The organism is Kiloniella sp. (assembly GCF_965205715.1).
In the GTDB taxonomy this organism is placed as follows: Bacteria; Pseudomonadota; Alphaproteobacteria; order Kiloniellales; family Kiloniellaceae; genus Kiloniella.
The window spans coordinates 282260-298936 of sequence record NZ_CBDBHW010000001.1; the positions used below are offsets into that span (position 1 = coordinate 282260).

16 protein-coding genes are annotated in these 16677 nt (G+C 44.8%); 5 read left to right on the top strand and 11 right to left on the bottom strand.

The window, feature by feature from the left end:
* The first annotated feature begins 110 nt into the window (after positions 1-110).
* Entirely contained in the window at positions 111-560 is a 450-nt protein-coding gene (locus ACOGW3_RS01415) for a GNAT family N-acetyltransferase (protein ID WP_419901317.1), read from the top strand.
* A 3-nt stretch (positions 561-563) separates the two neighbouring features.
* On the opposite strand, the gene ACOGW3_RS01420 is transcribed toward ACOGW3_RS01415, so the two are convergent.
* The 6 genes from ACOGW3_RS01420 to ACOGW3_RS01445 all read right to left on the bottom strand — a co-directional run bounded on the left by ACOGW3_RS01420 (position 564) and on the right by ACOGW3_RS01445 (position 6595).
* Complete coding sequence (locus ACOGW3_RS01420) at positions 564-1427, bottom strand: endonuclease/exonuclease/phosphatase family protein (protein WP_419901318.1); 864 nt, start codon at positions 1425-1427, stop codon at positions 564-566.
* Positions 1424-2251 carry a carbohydrate ABC transporter permease gene (locus tag ACOGW3_RS01425; RefSeq protein ID WP_419901319.1) on the bottom strand — a complete coding sequence of 276 codons (828 nt, stop codon included), beginning with the start codon at positions 2249-2251 and terminating at the stop codon, positions 1424-1426. The genes ACOGW3_RS01420 and ACOGW3_RS01425 overlap by 4 nt, the downstream gene beginning before the upstream one ends.
* Positions 2248-3129 carry a carbohydrate ABC transporter permease gene (locus ACOGW3_RS01430; RefSeq protein WP_419901320.1) on the bottom strand — a complete coding sequence of 294 codons (882 nt, stop codon included), beginning with the start codon at positions 3127-3129 and terminating at the stop codon, positions 2248-2250. Before ACOGW3_RS01430 ends, ACOGW3_RS01425 begins: the two co-directional genes overlap by 4 nt.
* Before the next feature lie 80 nt (positions 3130-3209).
* The gene (locus ACOGW3_RS01435) at positions 3210-4484 is read right to left on the bottom strand and encodes an ABC transporter substrate-binding protein (protein WP_419901321.1); all 1275 of its coding nucleotides are present in this window, start codon (positions 4482-4484) and stop codon (positions 3210-3212) included.
* 92 nt (positions 4485-4576) lie between these two features.
* Entirely contained in the window at positions 4577-5620 is a 1044-nt protein-coding gene (locus ACOGW3_RS01440) for an ABC transporter ATP-binding protein (protein ID WP_419901322.1), read from the bottom strand.
* 195 nt (positions 5621-5815) lie between these two features.
* Entirely contained in the window at positions 5816-6595 is a 780-nt protein-coding gene (locus tag ACOGW3_RS01445) for a DeoR/GlpR family DNA-binding transcription regulator (protein ID WP_419901323.1), read from the bottom strand.
* 354 nt (positions 6596-6949) lie between these two features.
* Between ACOGW3_RS01445 and ACOGW3_RS01450 the strand changes: the two genes are divergently transcribed.
* The gene (locus tag ACOGW3_RS01450; RefSeq protein WP_419901324.1) at positions 6950-7852 is read left to right on the top strand and encodes a LysR family transcriptional regulator; all 903 of its coding nucleotides are present in this window, start codon (positions 6950-6952) and stop codon (positions 7850-7852) included.
* A gap of 42 nt (positions 7853-7894) precedes the next feature.
* Here ACOGW3_RS01450 and ACOGW3_RS01455 read toward each other — a convergent pair whose 3' ends face one another.
* The 3 genes from ACOGW3_RS01455 to ACOGW3_RS01465 all read right to left on the bottom strand — a co-directional run bounded on the left by ACOGW3_RS01455 (position 7895) and on the right by ACOGW3_RS01465 (position 10623).
* Positions 7895-8140, bottom strand: a complete 246-nt coding sequence (locus ACOGW3_RS01455; protein ID WP_419901325.1) for a helix-turn-helix transcriptional regulator — start codon at positions 8138-8140, stop codon at positions 7895-7897.
* A gap of 138 nt (positions 8141-8278) precedes the next feature.
* Positions 8279-9511 carry an ISL3 family transposase gene (locus ACOGW3_RS01460; protein ID WP_419901077.1) on the bottom strand — a complete coding sequence of 411 codons (1233 nt, stop codon included), beginning with the start codon at positions 9509-9511 and terminating at the stop codon, positions 8279-8281.
* Between the two features lie 74 nt (positions 9512-9585).
* On the bottom strand, positions 9586-10623 hold the full coding sequence (locus tag ACOGW3_RS01465; protein WP_419901326.1) for a porin: 1038 nt from the start codon (positions 10621-10623) through the stop codon (positions 9586-9588).
* Between the two features lie 532 nt (positions 10624-11155).
* Between ACOGW3_RS01465 and ACOGW3_RS01470 the strand changes: the two genes are divergently transcribed.
* Complete coding sequence (locus ACOGW3_RS01470) at positions 11156-12616, top strand: NAD-dependent succinate-semialdehyde dehydrogenase (RefSeq protein ID WP_419901327.1); 1461 nt, start codon at positions 11156-11158, stop codon at positions 12614-12616.
* A gap of 81 nt (positions 12617-12697) precedes the next feature.
* A complete protein-coding gene (locus tag ACOGW3_RS01475; RefSeq protein WP_419901328.1) occupies positions 12698-13693 on the top strand; it encodes an NADP-dependent oxidoreductase in 996 nt (331 codons plus the stop codon).
* Between the two features lie 38 nt (positions 13694-13731).
* Here ACOGW3_RS01475 and ACOGW3_RS01480 read toward each other — a convergent pair whose 3' ends face one another.
* Complete coding sequence (locus ACOGW3_RS01480) at positions 13732-14094, bottom strand: hypothetical protein (RefSeq protein ID WP_419901329.1); 363 nt, start codon at positions 14092-14094, stop codon at positions 13732-13734.
* Positions 14095-14345: 251 nt separating this feature from the next.
* Between ACOGW3_RS01480 and gor the strand changes: the two genes are divergently transcribed.
* Positions 14346-15722 (top strand): glutathione-disulfide reductase, encoded by a 1377-nt coding sequence (gene gor, locus ACOGW3_RS01485; RefSeq protein ID WP_419901330.1) that lies wholly within the window; start codon positions 14346-14348, stop codon positions 15720-15722.
* Positions 15723-15815: 93 nt separating this feature from the next.
* Here the strand turns inward: gor and ACOGW3_RS01490 are convergent, their stop codons facing one another.
* Positions 15816-16610 carry an aspartyl/asparaginyl beta-hydroxylase domain-containing protein gene (locus tag ACOGW3_RS01490; protein WP_419901331.1) on the bottom strand — a complete coding sequence of 265 codons (795 nt, stop codon included), beginning with the start codon at positions 16608-16610 and terminating at the stop codon, positions 15816-15818.
* Positions 16611-16677: the final 67 nt, after the last annotated feature.

Sequence of the window (16677 nt, forward strand, 5' to 3'; positions counted from 1 at the left end):
TATGGATTATTACAAGCAGGCCCACAGTTTATTCGATCGAAGTGTACCGTTGAGAGAAATAGTTTCTAATGCCTGAAATTAATTTTAGCATTTAACCCTTGGTAGAGAACATGACGATAGAAATTATCAAAGCAAATACGAAGACGATCCCAAAAGTCACCGGTGTTTTTGACCTCTACCGTCAATTTTATGGCCAAGATAGTAATCTAGGTGGTTGTGAGGCCTATTTAACTCAACGTCAAGAGGCCGGTGAAGCTACAGTATTTTTCGCACAAAATGCCAATGGCGAAGTCCTCGGTTTTACGCAGATATATCCAACCTTTTCTTCCGTGTCCTTGCGCCGTGATTTGGTTTTGAATGATTTGTTTGTTCTCGAAACTGCAAGAGGGCAAGGCGTTGCACGTAAGCTCCTTCAAGCTGCTAGGGATCATGCCCTAGAGGTGGGCTCAAAAGGGATTTTGTTGGAGACGGATATCATCAATACCAAAGCTCAGGCACTCTATGAATCATTTGGTTTTGAGCGTGTAACAGATCACTTCTTTTATTATTTAACGGTATAAGATTTAAACGGTTTTAAGCTCTAGAAGTATCGGCTGGTGATCAGAGGCATCGGTCTCTTTTTGGACGGAAATCTTCTTGACCATTGCAGAGAGATCCCTGCTTAAGAAAAAGAAATCTCGACAGTGAGGGCCTTCAGGCCATTGGTCAGCGTCATGGATGCCGCAGGTTGGGTCATGATCATTTCCGCTATAGATTACGCGCCAGCCATCAAGGTAGTGATTGTCCCCTCCAAGAGTTCTAGCTGTTAGCAACCGATAGACGTCATCATCGACGAGTGCATTAAAATCCCCGCAAATGATATTGCGTTCTGGTCTTGCAAAGTCCGAATAGGGACCGCTTTCTGGCGCAGTTAGACCATAGGATTTATTGCTGATTATATCTGCCTGTAACCCTCGCAGGTGTTCTATCTGTGCCAGCCTTTGTTCTTCGCAATGGTATTCCAGGTGTGTCGTCGTTATGCGTAAGGGGCCGTCGGGCAGTTCCACAACGATTTCCACGGCTTGTCGTGGCATATGTTTGCAGGGCGTTGGGGGAGAGGGCTGTGGCAATAGATGATTAAAGGTTTGGATGATGGGCAAACGCGAGAGCACCATATTACCAAACTGCCGACGTTTATTCTCTTCATTGTGCCAACGATTTATCGCGGCACCGAATATAGGATGATGTTCAGGAAACAATTGCGATAATTCCGCGACCTGATCCGCGCCTAACCCCATATCTAGTTCAGGATCAAAGCGAGCAACTTCTTGCAGGCAGATGATATCAGGATCCCCAAAAGATTTTATCACTTCTGCTGTGCGATTGAGATCAACCCGGTTATCGATCCCTAAGCCACACTGGATATTCCAACTCAAAATTTTTGTCACTTGATACCTGCGTGCATGAAGGATTGAACGAATTGACGCTGGAACAATAAGAAGGCAACCAGCAAGGGAGCCACAGCTAACAGGGTTCCGGCAGTAATGATTGACCAGTCCACGCCAGATTCCGGTGCGCCAAAAATGGCGAGGCCTACCGTGAGGGGGCGCGTGGTCACCGAGTTGGTGATCACCAAAGGCCAGAGGAAGTTATTCCAGTGATAACTTATTGATACCAAGCCAAAGGCAACATAAGTAGGCCGTGCTAGGGGGACGTATACTTTCCACAGGATCTGCAACATTGAACAGCCTTCAATCCGAGCAGCATCTTCAAGTTCATGTGGGATGGTTTTGAAGGTTTGTCGTAGGAGGAAAATACCAAAGGCACTCGCCATATAAGGAAGTCCAACACCGATAATCGTGTCCACGAGATCAAGGTTACTCATGGTTACGTAGTTCTCAACGATGAGCACTTCGGGCATGATCATGAGTTGAACCAAAACCAGGGCAAATGCGATGGACTTGCCGGGAAAATCAAACCGGGCGAAGGCATAAGCTGCCAAAGTACAGAGAAAGAACTGGGCGATCAAAATACTGGTCACGAGCATAAACGTGTTTAGGAAATAGCGTGCGAAAGGCGCTTGTTCCCAGGCGACGGCAAAGTTCTCTAATGTCAGAGGTGCGAAAAGATCAAACTTTGTTGCATATTCCGGTGGATGAAAGGCAGACCAAAAAGCGTATATCAACGGTAGCATCCAGAGGAATGCCAGGAAGTACGCGGCGCCAGTTTCCAGCCGTAGGCCTAAGCTCATTTTCAGGTTTGATGTGCTCACTGGTAATGAACCTTCTTATCAAGGAATACAAACTGGCTGATGGCAATTACGGCCAATGCACCAAGTAAAACAACCGTCAGGGTTGAGGCGTAAGCTTGGTCTAGGAAGCTGAAAGCCACTTCGTATATGTAATAGAGTAATAGAGAGCTGGCGTTGTCCGGACCGCCCTTGGTGAGGATGAAGAGCTGATCAACAAGCTTGAAAGAATTAATCACCGCATTGATGAGAACGAACAAAGTTGTTGGCATGAGCAGAGGAAACATGATGCGGCGGAAATAGTACCAGCGACTTGCGCCCTCTAATCTGGCGGCTTCTTCCAGTTCAGGCGAGAGTGTTTGCAGAGCGGCCAGGTAAAAAATCATAAAGAAACCAGCCTCTTTCCACACCGTAATCGCAATGATGCACCCCAAAACGGTATCTGGATCGCCGAGCCAGTTGTGGCTGGCAAAACCAAAAGAACTTGAGATCTGATCAATCAGACCAATTTCTGGTGTGTAGAAAAACAACCAGATATTAGCGACGGCGATCATCGGCAACATGGTCGGGATAAAGAAGCTCATCCGGGTAAGGGATTTGAATTTGAGATGACCATTTACCCAAATCGCCATGAGAAGGGCGAGGGCAATAGATGTGGGAATGGTAAAGATTGCATAGATGACGTTGTTCCAGGCGACTTTCCAAAACACCTCATCCTCAAGCATGTATTCATAATTTTCCAAACCGACGAATTCAGAAGACCTCAAAGCTGTACCCTGAGAAAAGAAGCTTTTTGCGAGGGTGGCTATGGTTGGGTAATAGGTAAAAGCAACCAGAAATACGATTGCAGGCAGTAAAAGTAGCCAGCCATAGAGTTGATTTTGTGAAGTCTTCATTGTCATCGGAGAAACCGCACTTGTGTTTGAGCGAGAAAGTCCCGGAGATGTGCAATGACATCTCCGGGCAGTGTGGGGCTTAAGGCTTAACGGTAGCGCTTAAGCAGACGATCGGCTTGTTTTTGAGCACTTCCAAGAGCTTCTTCGGGGGTTTTTGACCCGATCAGAGCAGCTTGGATCGCGTCGTCTAGAAGCTTTCGTACACGACCATTTTGATAAGTGGAGAGTTCAGCTGTGGCGAATTCTAATTGATCACGGGCAACCGCTGCAGGTGGGAAGTCTGAAACATATTTTTTCATATCAGCAGTCGCATAGGCATCCGGTCTTGTTCCAAGGTAACCGGTCTTCATGCTCCATTCAGCGGTACGTGTTGGCTCGGTAAGGAAGCGGATCAATTTAATGGTCGCTTTACGTTCTTCTGGTGATGTTTTCTCAAAAATGTAGAAGTTACCACCACCTGTTGGTGTGCCTCGACGTTTTTGAGCGGGAAGCATCGCCACACCGAAATCAAATTTGGCATTCTTCTTTACGGCACTGAGATTACCCGTTGAGTGCCACATCATTGCAGTTTTGCCTTCGAGGAAGTTCTGACGAAGTGTACCCCACTCAATGGTGCCTGCAGGCATGATGCCGTGTTTAGTGCCGAGATCTTTCCAAAACTCTAAAGCTTCTACAGTTGCAGGCGCATCAAAATAAGTTTCATTGCCATCACTGTTCATAAGGACTTGGTTGTTTTGCATGCTAAGCGCGCCGAACATCCAATAAGGGTAACCGGTTGAAGGGATCATGGCGCCCCATTGTCCGTCCTTGGTTAGTTTTTTTCCTGTTGAGATAAGATCATCCCATGTGGCAGGAGGTGTTTCGGGATCAAGGCCTGCGGCACGGAAGGCGTCTTTGTTGTAATACATAACGATGGTTGAGCGCTGGAACGGAATGCCCCAAGTCTTGCCCTGTGTCTCACCATTTTCCATCAGGGCGGGGTAAAAACTCTTCAGCCAAGCTTTTTCTTCCTTCGTTTCAACCACATCATCAAAGGCAACAATCGCACCCTGTTCTATGAGTTCGTAAGTATCGATTGAGAACATAACGGAAGTTTGTGCAGGTTTACCACTTTTCAAAGCAGCAAGGGCTTTGATCCGGGCATCGTTATAATTGCCGGCATAAATGGCATTTACTTTGATGTCGGGATTGGCTTTCTCAAAGTCGTCGATCATTCCATCAACGATGTTCGTTAATGGTCCGCCAACAGCAACCGGATAGTACATTGTCAATTCAACAGCACTCGCCGCCGTCGTCAGGCCTAAGCCCAGGGTTGTTGCGATTGCCAGTTTCCCAGCTGTTCGCTTTAGTGTCTTCAGCATGGTGTAGTCCTCTTATGATTGAGGAAGACCGTACTTCCGGCTTCCTTTCCAGTCCCCGTCCACCGAAGTGTGAAAAGGGTATTTACAAGGCACTAGATGTCGAGTGCCTGAATTCCATCAATTCGTTTGCCTGTTGAACGTTCAAAAATGTGAACGTCCTCTTTTGACCAGCTCAATTTCGTGAGGGTTGGCTTTGTTATCGTCACTCTTCCAGGGGTTCTTACGAGTATTTCCTGCTGATTTACTTTAGCTGTAACCACGGTGTCAGCCCCGAGGTAATCGGCCGAAATAAGTTCTGCATCCAGACCTGTACTATCTGAGAGTTTGATGTCCTCTGGACGAACCCCAACGAGGAAATCATCGGAAGAACAGGTGAGAAGGGGGGAGCTTATCTCGCCCTTGACGCTATCAATCAGGTTCATAGGAGGGGTGCCTATAAAGGCAGCAGAAAAAGTGGTCGCTGGTTTGTTGTAGAGTTCGTCTGGAGTACCTTCTTGCTCAATCCGGCCCTCTCGCATGAGGATGACTTTATCCGCCATACTCATGGCCTCTGCTTGGTCATGGGTGACGTAAATCACTGTCATTTTCAAACGTTGTTGTAGGGCGCGGATTTCAACGCGCATAACGTGACGTAATTTTGCATCCAGATTGGAAAGTGGCTCATCCATCAAACAGATCGGATTTTCAGCGATGATGGCACGTGCCAAAGCAACCCGTTGGCGCTGGCCACCAGAGAGTTGAGCCGGTTTTCTATCGAGCAAGTTATGGAGGCCGACTTGCTCAGCTACTCTGCCCAAGCGTTGTTGTTGAACTGCTTTTGGTGTTTTTCGAACCTTGAGGCCAAAAAGAATGTTCTCTTCAACACTGAGATGTGGAAAAAGAGCGTAATTTTGGAAAACCATTGAGAGGTTTCGATCAGCTGGAGGTGCAGAAGTCATATCCACCCCGCCAATGGTCAATTCACCTGCGCTGATATCTTCCAAGCCAGATATCATCCGTAAGGATGTGGATTTTCCGCATCCCGAAGGTCCAAGCAATACGGCGAAAGTACCTTCTTCAACCTTGAAGGATACGCCGCTGACGGCTGTGGTGTCGCCCCACTTTTTACTAATATCTTGTAGTTCTATGGCCGACATAATTACTTTAGCCTTTCGGTTTTTTTGTCTTTGCAGCGGCTCTGTTGCGAAAACATGCTGCCTGTATAGGGGCGAAATATGTAACTATTGTGTACATAAAATTACACTAATGTAAACAAACTTACATTTATAAATTTAGTTATTCAGCCTCAAAATTCTGAGACAGTACCAAAAAAATGTGCGGAATTTCAGGAGTTAAGTTGCGATATGGAGTTCAGTATTGGACTTTTTTATGGCGTCGATAATCGTTTGTGGGGGCTTTTTATCAGTGAAAATTCCGTCAACCTCTGACGCTTGTGCAAAAGGCATCATTGCATCAGCATTGAATTTGGAATGGTCAGCTGCAGCAAACTTGTAGCGCGATATTTCAAGGGCTGCTCTTGAGGCTTGAGCATCTCGGTAATCGTAATCCAATAACTGACCATCGTCAGTTATTGTGCCGATTCCAAAGATGCCATAACCAACGCGAAAGCTTTTTAAAAACTCGGTCGTGGTCTCGCCTGCAATGGCTCTGTCTTTGTTGCGGACAAGCCCTCCAGGGAGAATTATTTCAAAATCTGTTTTTTCGCAAAGTATTGAAACAACACCAATATGGTTGGTTAGAATTCGTAATCCCTCGTGATTTACCAAAGCTTCGGCAACAGCTTCCATCGTTGTGCCAATATCGATAAATAAGGACGAGCCGTTGGGAATGTTTTTTGCAATTTCTTTCCCGATTCTAGCCTTTTCCTGTGCATTCCTCACTTTGCGATTGGGATATGCTAGCCCATCAATCCCTGCGGGAAGACCCGCGCCACCAAAGTGGCGTTGTAGTAAATTTTTCTCACTTAAATAGATAATATCCCGTCGAACAGTTTGTTGCGACACACCAAACTTGTCAGCGAGCATCTCAATCGAGGCAAACCCTCTTTCGCGGACCAGATCAATTATCTGATCTTGACGATTGTTAACGCCTAAACGGTTTTGATCAGCCACGAAATTTACTCATATTGTTAAGGTATTTTCTTTGGATAATATATTTCTATTTGTCTGGAATGTAAACTTTCTTACATTTTTGATGAATTTTTATGTTTTGTCTCTGTCATCACTGAATGGTTTTAAGCGTTACATAGGGGAGCTCTCAAACCGACCCGAATTAGCCAAAATTTCTGTCTTGAATAAGGCAGAAGAACATCTGCTCTCTATTGAATTTTAAGCACGAGCACCCACTTTATTCTAGGAGAATGTATCTGCCCTAATTCGTAGATACGGATAGTTGATGTGCTCCATCTAAAATTTTGTTTGATTTTATTTACAATAAACAAAAGTCACTTGGAATAAGACAGTAGAATGGTTGATTTGAATAAGTTAAGAACCTTCACAGTCGTGGCTGATGAGGGCTCTATCACTAAGGCTGCGGAGCGACTTTATCGGACGCAACCTGCAATAAGCGCGCAATTAAAAGACATCGAAGAAGATACGGAACTCGTATTGTTTGAACGAAAAAATTCAAAAATATATTTAACAAAAGAGGGTAAGTGCTTATTTGAATATGCCCAAGAGCGAATTAAGGAAATTGATGCTGTGGTCGATTGCTTACGCAATCATCGACAGAACTTAGAAGGCACAATTCGTTTGGGTGTTCAGTTCGAGTTAACAACATATTTAATACCTGACATTGTTCATGAATTTAAAAAGCTACACCCAAAAGTACGTCTTGAGATCTTAGAGCTTGGTCATGACGAACTTGAAGGTAGCCTCTTGAACAACGATGTTGATGTTGGTCTGACGATTATCCTCAAACAACCAAGTTTTTTTGAAACCCATTCTTTTTATACTTTTGAAAGATCACTCGTCGCGTCTGCAAGTTACCTAAATACATTGCCGCCCATAAAAACTTATGAAGATATAATTGATCTTGAAATTATTGGGGCTTCAAAACGTCTTTCTGACTTTAGAGTTTGGCTTAAAATCAACAAGCAGAACCATGTAGCTAAGCAACTTGATAGCGTATCAAAGCTAGTGACAGTTAAAGAAACCGAAACAATGCATAGCTTGATCAGAAAAGGAGCTGGCATAGGGTTTTACGATAGCTTTAAACTCGAAGAAAAATTGAGTGAAAATGAGGTTGTGAAAATTTTTCCTGAATCGAAACCAATTAAGATAACTGTCGATATAACGCGACGGAAAACAAGAACTCAAAATGTGCTCTTAGATGAGTTTCACGAGTTTTTAATTGAAAGAGCCAGTTAAGCTACTGAGCTCTAAAAATAGCGATATAGCGAGGCAACAGTTTTAAAGACTCATAGCTTCTGTCCTGCTATGTATATTTAGCTTTTTGTATATCGATTTTAACTGAACCTTGACTGTTCCCTCAGATTTTCTCGTGGTATTCGCAATCTCTTTATTACTCATCCCCTTTTTCAATAACGCAAAGATTTGATTTTCTTTGTAGGTGAGCTGGAATTGAGAAAAAGAATATTCCAGGTGATGCGGTTCTTTGTTTTCCAATAAAGATTCTGCAGAAAATAACGAGTTCATTAGGTTGACCAGCCCGTCAATTGGCTTGTTTATAGAATAAATCGCATTCATGTTTAAGTTATCGATAATATGCGGAGGGCAGGTCTTTTCATCTGTAATTAAAATTATTTTGGCACTTCTCCGCTTTGTTGAGTAGATTTAGGATTTCAAATAGAGCATAGATTGATTATCTGGAATGGATGATTGTCTAATTTTGAGTTTGAAGTATTCGGTATCCTTGATGCCTCTGGCTCGCTTACGGATCATTCCTATACTGACATTACCAGCCTCTATCCTGGCGCTTGTGAGCTTGTGTTTGGCGTAGTTGCAGATGCCCACACAATGTTTCCGTAGGGATTTCGCGAACTTTTTTAGATAGAGCATCTGTGACTGATCTGCTATCAGGCACCAACGTTCCAGTTGCTCCGCCATCGCCTCAAATGAAGCGGCACTCCACAGCAGCTGAAGCTGTTCTTTCAAGACGTAAAGTGCATTCAGGTTGCTATTGCTCTCCAGCAACCTTTGCAGCTTGTCACTTTGTTTTTCACTCAACTTATCCGCATTTTTGAGCAACAGATAATGTGTCCCTTTCATCAACTCTTTACCACTTGGATCGGCCTTTCTGAACTCAAGTCGACGCTGATTATGGATAGCTTTGCTGTAGTTTTTCATGACGTGGAAACGGTCAAATACTATGTCGGCCAACGGCAAGGACTCTCTGACAGCCTTTTGGTAGGCAGGCCCCATATCCATCGCTACGGCCTTTATTTTGCAGGCTGTATCTGGTTGCAGTTGTTTCAAAAACCTTGAAAAAACCTCGGCAGTTCGGCCTGCTTCAACCCAGATCAGATGACCGCCAACCATATCGTAGACCACCGTCATGTAGTCATGACCTTTCGCCCGGGCAACTTCATCTACACCAATATATTCCAAGCCAGTTAGCTCTGCAGGATCAAGCGTAGGGAGAGTTTCAATAAGGTATGCCCTGTCGATATTCTTGACCGTTTCCCATCGTATATCCAAATGTCTGGAAACCGCTTGAATAGACATATGCCGACATAATCCACTGATCAGTCGGCAAAATCGGTGAGTGAAACGGCACCCTTTATCAACAAAATCACACCCCTCAATGCGGCGTTCGCCCTTGTTAATATAAACCTGCGCCAGCTCAATCTCGACCACACAAGGATACCCAAAAAGGGGGATGTCGTTTACTTGTCGGCGGACATGCTGGTTGATGCTTCCCTTCTGGCCTGTAGCAGGGTCTATAGCCCTCCTACGCGCGTCTCGGCTGCAGTGAATGACAATCTTAACACCGCCGTCATCCAGTTTAATTTCATTTACACGTTGCCCTTTGAGGCCTAAAATATGCTGCGAGATGTTGATTGTCATATACCTGCTCTATGTAAAGTTATCAGAAACCATACATATCAACAGGTTACTTGGCGGTCGGCATCTTTTTCTACTCAACAAAGCGGAGAAGAGCCCGTAAATTCTTCGACACCACCTTCGTAGTCACCGGCAGTTGCGCCAACCCAGGTATTCAACCCGGGGGCAATTTCATAACCAACGCCAGCTGAATAGGCGATGCTTTCATTGTTGATTCCATTGTCTCCATCAAATTCAGACCAAGCTGCACCAACGGAGAATCCCCAAGGACCAGTGCTGTATGATAGACCAACGTCAACAGTATCCATTTCGCTGGTATCTTCTGTGTCTTCATGAATAGCACCTACTGCAGCTTTAAACCCTGCATAGCCAACCATCAGGCCGCCACCAACAGCGTAATAAGTATTATCAGAGGACCCGGAAGACGGAACTTCGTGAGTAGCACCGATTAATGCGGCATCAATAGAGAAGTCGTTGAATGATCCTGAGTAATTAAGTCCGCCATCGAAATGGTTTTCGATGCTCGTGCTATCTGCACTAATGGTTTGTCCTGAATCACTATCGGGGACAAAAGATACACCGGCTTTGAAACCATTATATGTTGGGGTGAAATAAGTTATCTTGGTCGCGTCAGAAGTATCACTGAAGTCTGCGGCAGTACGACCCAGCGAGCCATCATTTTCCAATGCAGATAGGCCACCAGTATAGTTACCGAACATACCGTATTCAAAACCGACTGAAGTTCCAGAAACCATCATGCGGTCACCTGCTGAATCTTGATCACCAAGTTCGACTTTACCAAAATCGCCTTCTACAAAAATGTGATTTTCGTCAGTGTTATTATCTGAGCTCTGATCAGTTTCAAGCTGTACATGAAGACCATAAGTAAGGCCGTTATCAGCAGTTTGAGAAGCGTTTAAATGGATTTCTGAGTTTGTATTAAAATCCAACCCACCGTTTGTGTCTCCACCAGCAACATCACCTTCAACGCCTGTAGAAGACACATTAAACTCTGTATAAGCTGACCACTTAATTTGAGTTTCTTCCGCTGATGCCGTCGTTATAAAAGAAACTCCAGCAACAAGTGCCGAGCTCGCAAGCAACATTTTTTTCATTTACTTAGATCTCCGTTGGATAAGCGATTAATTGAGTTATATCGCGCCATTTTTGAAATTAGCTTCGGAGAGTTAGCAATTATCTTTAAGTATAATCTATACCTCTTCGGGGGTATTGAAATTGAAAAATAGATAACTACAGGATTAAAGCGTTAATGAAGCGTGTTTTTATTACTAAGTAATTTCAATGTGTTGGTATGGGGTTCTGTGGGCGTATTGCGTAAAATACATCTTGGGAGTGTGGTTATTTTTTTGCCTAAAAATTACCATTATTGTTTTGTGTGCGTAATTATTTGGTCTTTAAGAGCAGTGTATAGGGGGGGCTCATTGAGATGGGTTAGAAACCTGATGAGGTTTTATGCCCTTTATTGCTGATGAAAAATTGTTCCCTTACAAAGGTAAAAATACTTAAAAGCGCCTTGTAGGATCCCTGTAGCTTGGATAGCGTTCACTAATACTTTTATGTCGTGTCTTTCTGAAGGTTTCTTTTAGCTTCAGTTTTGATATGTAATTGCACTCAGGAATCTGTTTTATGTCTCTCACCCTCAGAGATAGCTCCCTATTTCGGCAACAGGCTATTATCGATGGTAACTGGGTAGATGCTGATTCGGGGCGCCATGTTCCCGTTCATAATCCGGCAACTAATGATGTTCTCGGGCAAATGCCGTGGATGGGGGCGGTTGAGACCCGTCGGGCGATAGAGTGTGCTGAACGTGCCCTTGTCGGATGGAAAAAGTTGCTTGCCAAAGAGCGCGCTACAATATTAAGGCACTGGTGCAATTTGATCATTGAGCACAAAGAAGATCTTGCTCAAATAATGACGGCGGAACAAGGCAAACCCCTGGCCGAATCAAGAGGTGAAATTACGTCATCGGCAGGTTATATCGAGTGGTTTGCTGAAGAAGCCAAGCGGACATATGGGGAAACAATTCCTGCAGGAAACAAAAACCAGCAACTGCTGACCATAAGACAGCCAATTGGGGTGGTCGCCGCGATTACGCCCTGGAATTTTCCCGCTCAGATGATCGCTCGTAAATGCTCTCCTGCTCTTGCAGCTGGCTGTACTGTGGTTATCAAACCAGCTCCTCAAACACCCTATTCGGCTTTGGCCTTGGCGGCTTTGGCACAAAGGGCGGGCCTACCTGATGGTGTGTTGAATATCGTTACGGGCAAAGCGGGTGAAATTGGGGATGAAATGACGGCGAATCCTGCGGTTCGGAAGTTGTCTTTCACGGGCTCTACAGTTGTCGGTAAAGTTTTGATGGAAAAGTGCGCACTTACCGTTAAACAGGTCTCCATGGAGCTTGGAGGTAATGCACCTTTTATTGTGTTTGATGATGCAAATCTGGATCTCGCGGTACGCCACGTCATGGCAAGTAAATTCCGGAATTCAGGACAGACCTGTGTCTGCGCTAATCGTATTATGGTTCAAAGTGGTGTTTACGAAGAGTTCGCCGGAAAACTCGCTCAGGCAGCGAAACAAATGAAGGTTGGCCCTGGGGATAATGAGAATGTCACTCTTGGTCCTCTCATTGATGACCGTGCCATTGATAAAGTCGATGGTCTGGTTAAAGATGCGCTTAACAAGGGGGCAAAAGCTCTCGTCGGAGGGGCTCCTCTGGACATTGGAGAGCTTTTTTATACGCCAACTGTCCTAACTGGTGTTACCCAAAATATGCAGGTGTTCCATAAGGAGATATTTGGCCCTGTAGCGCCGCTTTATCGTTTTGAGAGTGAAGATGAAGCCGTTGAACTGGCGAATTCCACTCGATATGGCCTTGCGGCTTACTTTTTCTCCCGGGATGTCGGGCGGGTATGGCGTGTTTCAGATGCTTTGGAATACGGTATGGTTGGGGCAAACAGCGGTACGCTTTCTTCTGAGGCAACGCCTTTTGGCGGAATAAAAGAATCTGGCATAGGGCGCGAGGGAGGAAAGTATGGCATTCAAGAATTTCTCGAAATTAAATACATCAATATGGGCTTGGAAGATTGAAGCGAGTCTGTAAGTGCATAAAAATACAAAAGTAGCCGAGATTTACGATTCTGGGTGTTTTGTGAATAAAAAGGGAAAGCCATGAAAAATCATAAGCTTATATTGGCAAAACGTCCGGACCCTACTGTTTCGGCCGATATCTTCCAACTTATTGAAGAGCAAGTTCCATCGCTGCGTGATGGACAATTTTTGGTTCGCAATCAGTATCTCTCTGTGGACCCTGCCATGCGTGGCTGGGTTATGGATATGCCCAATTATATTCCGCCAGTCGCTCTTGGGGACGTCATGCGGAGTTTTGCCGTAGGCGAAGTTATTGACAGTAAAAATCCTGATTTTAAGGTTGGAGAGACCGTGTACGGTCGCTTTGGCTGGCAAGAGATCGCCATAAGCGATGGGGCAGATGTGGAGCGAAAAGTCGACCCAAATGACGCCCCCCTTTCAGCCAACCTTCATGTTCTTGGTATGACGGGTGCTACGGCTTGGTTCGGCTTGACCGAGATAGGGAATCCCCAAGCAGGGGAAACGGTTGTAGTTTCAACGGCTGCTGGTGCTGTTGGGTCGATGGTCGGTCAGATAGCAAAAGCTCGTGGGTGTCGCATCATCGGGATTACTGGAAGTGATGAAAAAGCAACCCGTTGTCTTGAAGAGTTCGGGTATGATGCGGTTATTAATTACAAAACATGTGAAGATCTCTCTACTGAATTGGCTGCAGTATGTCCGAATGGGGTAGATGTTTATTTTGATAATGTTAGCGGGCCGATATCCGATAGCGTAATGAGTTTCTTCAATGTTGGTGCGCGGATGACGGTGTGCGGTGTAATCGGGATTTCCCCTGCGCACCTCAGTGGGCCACGCGTTGCGCGAACTCTGCTGGTTAAGCGGGCGAGAATGCAGGGGTTCCTTATTTTCGACCACATGCATAGATTGTCAGAAGCTGTAGAGGGATTATTGCCTCTCTATAAAGCCGGAAAATTAAATTTCAGCGAAGAGATTTATGAGGGGTTGGGGCAGGCGCCTGCCGGTCTTGAGAGCCTTCTTGCCGGAACCAATCAAGGTAAGGTTTTGGTAAAGTTGTAGGGTTAAAAAGTACAAGCACCATATGTCATGAAGGAATGCTATTTTTGGATGATTTTTCCAGGAAAACGCGTTCCTTCCTTGGCGATCCAGGTTATGAGATCTCCTTCAGCAGTCATGTCGTAACAAGTCCAGCCAAAAGGGCCCCATTGAGAGCAGTATTGGTTTCCTTGTACTGACCATTTTCCTTGCTCAGCATTGCGTCCTTTTGCTTGGTAGAGGGTTGTTCCATCAATTTTAAAGCTTTGACGAAACTCTGTTTTTCCGTTTTGGCGATGAACAACAACCTTGTCATTGAGGTAACTGCGTATTTCGTCACCGTTTAGTTTTTGCTCGGCACTTTGAGCAATGTCAGGCAAACTCATTAATACAAGCAGAGTGAAGAAGGTCGGTTTGAGGTTCATATGTCGCTCTTTTTTTATAAGTTTTACTGACTTCTTTATATAAAGCCTTTTGGAGTTTGGCTGCTCACGATTTTGTGTAATTTGTCATAACTCAATGAGATTAAGTGTTTAGCGTGATTTGTTGCAGGTGTCTTTTGCCAAAATCTTACCAGGAAAAATTAGGCCCTTTAAATTCCGTTCTTTAATTTCCATTTGGTCTGGCTTAGATATTGTTGCACAACTATTTTTATTTTCTTTAGGAGCTCAGTTCGATGCCGACCTATCATGATGACGATGTTCAATACGATTACGATTTATTTGTAATCGGTGGAGGGTCCGGTGGTGTTCGCGGTGCCCGTATGGCAGCTGCGACTGGTGCACGTGTGGCGTTGGCCGAAGAATATCGTTATGGCGGTACCTGTGTTATTCGTGGTTGCGTCCCGAAAAAACTGTTCTCTTATGCCAGTCATTTTCATGAAGAATTTGAAGACGGTGTAGGCTTTGGTTGGTCTGTTGGGGAAACTTCATTTAACTGGAAGACCTTGATTTCAAACAAAGACAAAGAGATTGATCGCCTCGAAGATATTTACAAATCTATCTTAAAGAGCGCGAATGTTACCCGTTATGACGGGCGGGCTGTTTTGGAAGATCGTCATACTGTACGTGTAGGTGATCAAACATATACGGCGAATAAAGTTCTACTCGCACCAGGTGGGCACGTTGTCTTTCCTGACGGCGCAGGATGGGAGCATGCAATCAGCTCTAACGAAGCCTTTCATCTTGATGAACTTCCTAAGCGTGTTGTGGTTTATGGCGGCGGGTACATTGCTGTTGAATTTGCCGGCATCTTCAATGGTCTTGGATCCGAGGTCACTCAAGTTTATCGTGGTGATGCACTGCTCCGTGGGTTCGATCGGGATGTCCGTGAATTCCTAGGCGCTGAAATGGAGAAAAAGGGCATTACTCTTGAGCTCAACCTGACTATTGAAGGAATTGAAAAGGTCGAAACCGGTCTTCTCGTGACTTACTCCGATGGTCGAACAGTTGAGGTTGATGCTGTTTTTGCGGCAACGGGACGTAAGCCGAACGTCGAGGGGCTCGGACTTGAAAAAGCAGGCGTAGAGCTGAATGCCAAAGGCGCAATTAAAGTCGATGAGTTTTCTTTAACCACGGCGAAAAATATATATGCGGTTGGTGATGTAACGGATCGGGTTAATTTGACCCCTGTTGCTATTCAAGAAGCCATGGCTTTTGTTGATACCGCCTTTAAACATACGCCGCGTGCCATGGACCACCACAACATTGCAACAGCGGTATTCAGTCATCCCCCGGTCTGTACTGTTGGCTTAACCGAAGAGCAGGCGATTGATCGTTATGGCGACATTGATGTCTATCAATCAAGTTTCCGGCCAATGAAGCACACCTTGTCAGGTCGTGATGAAAAAGCCCTGATGAAGCTGATCGTCGAAAAGCACGGCAAGAAGGTTGTTGGGCTGCATATGGTCGGCGCTGATTCGCCTGAAATTGTTCAGGGTTTCGCTGTGGCCATTAAAGCGGGTGCAACCAAGGATATGTTCGATGCGACCGTTGGCATTCATCCAACAGCGGCCGAAGAATTCGTTACGATGCGTGAGCCAGTTGTAAAGTAAGTAAAATTTAGGTCTCATAACCAGAATTAGGTCTCATAACCAGAAAAGGCTGCGAAATTTCGCAGCCTTTTTTTATTGTTTTTGCCTGGTGACTTATTTCAAAACAGCCCAGTTTTTATAAAAAATGCCGTTTATCTTAAGGAAGACAACTTGCATCACTTTCATGAAGATGTTTTGGAAACCGGTAAAGTACGAAGGTCTGAGGACATCGACAAAAACGCAATAACGTTCATGATCTTCTTCATTGATGGATTGGTGTTGCAGGGTGTCATCAAAAATGAAGAGGGGATCATCGTGCCAGAAGTGTTTCTTGCCATCGACTTCGATGAAGATGTTGTCGCTTTTAATCGGGGTGAGGTTGTATAAAACCCGGAGCGTAAGTCTCAAAGGGCCAAAGTGAAGAGAAGTCGATTTCTTCTTGTTAAAAACAGAGACACCTATTGTTTTAATATATTTGAATTCTTTGTTGAAGGCTGGGATCGCCGTATTGGTGTTCTTACCGTACCATTTGTAGAAAAGCATGCCGCGACTTTTGCCCTCTAATTGAGCGCGAATGTTGCTTATGATCTCTTCTTTTCCTTCATCAAAGATCGTCAGGACGTTCTGTATTTCTGCGCGGTGCTGGTCTGGGAAATCATCTAATTTATAGACATATTTATTTCTGCGAGAAATCAGATCAAGGAATAAATTGACCGGCGAGAGCGCCCAAGTGAGCAAGCCATTACCTGTAAAATATTTCTTGGCAAGCTTTGGCGTGATCTTACTATGTCTTGATAGATCTAGAAGTCCCATTGCAATAAAAGCAACGGTTAGTATTGGGATGAAATAAAGAAGCAGGGCGAGGGGAATGATAATTCTCAGGAACCTGCTGATTTGTTTCTTGCTCATGCAATTTTCTCATTATCGTCGGGAAATCAAAATTAATATTTGTTTGCTTATAAAGCTAAACAATCCG

Coding starts and splice junctions, on each gene's coding strand:
- ACOGW3_RS01415 (WP_419901317.1), top strand. CDS start 111: ATGACGATAGAAATTATCAAAGCAAATACGAAGACGATCCCAAAAGTC.
- ACOGW3_RS01430 (WP_419901320.1), bottom strand. CDS start 3,129: ATGACAATGAAGACTTCACAAAATCAACTCTATGGCTGGCTACTTTTA.
- ACOGW3_RS01435 (WP_419901321.1), bottom strand. CDS start 4,484: ATGCTGAAGACACTAAAGCGAACAGCTGGGAAACTGGCAATCGCAACA.
- ACOGW3_RS01440 (WP_419901322.1), bottom strand. CDS start 5,620: ATGTCGGCCATAGAACTACAAGATATTAGTAAAAAGTGGGGCGACACC.
- ACOGW3_RS01450 (WP_419901324.1), top strand. CDS start 6,950: ATGGTTGATTTGAATAAGTTAAGAACCTTCACAGTCGTGGCTGATGAG.
- ACOGW3_RS01455 (WP_419901325.1), bottom strand. CDS start 8,140: ATGAACTCGTTATTTTCTGCAGAATCTTTATTGGAAAACAAAGAACCG.
- ACOGW3_RS01460 (WP_419901077.1), bottom strand. CDS start 9,511: ATGACAATCAACATCTCGCAGCATATTTTAGGCCTCAAAGGGCAACGT.
- ACOGW3_RS01465 (WP_419901326.1), bottom strand. CDS start 10,623: ATGAAAAAAATGTTGCTTGCGAGCTCGGCACTTGTTGCTGGAGTTTCT.
- ACOGW3_RS01470 (WP_419901327.1), top strand. CDS start 11,156: ATGTCTCTCACCCTCAGAGATAGCTCCCTATTTCGGCAACAGGCTATT.
- ACOGW3_RS01475 (WP_419901328.1), top strand. CDS start 12,698: ATGAAAAATCATAAGCTTATATTGGCAAAACGTCCGGACCCTACTGTT.
- ACOGW3_RS01480 (WP_419901329.1), bottom strand. CDS start 14,094: ATGAACCTCAAACCGACCTTCTTCACTCTGCTTGTATTAATGAGTTTG.
- gor (WP_419901330.1), top strand. CDS start 14,346: ATGCCGACCTATCATGATGACGATGTTCAATACGATTACGATTTATTT.
- ACOGW3_RS01490 (WP_419901331.1), bottom strand. CDS start 16,610: ATGAGCAAGAAACAAATCAGCAGGTTCCTGAGAATTATCATTCCCCTC.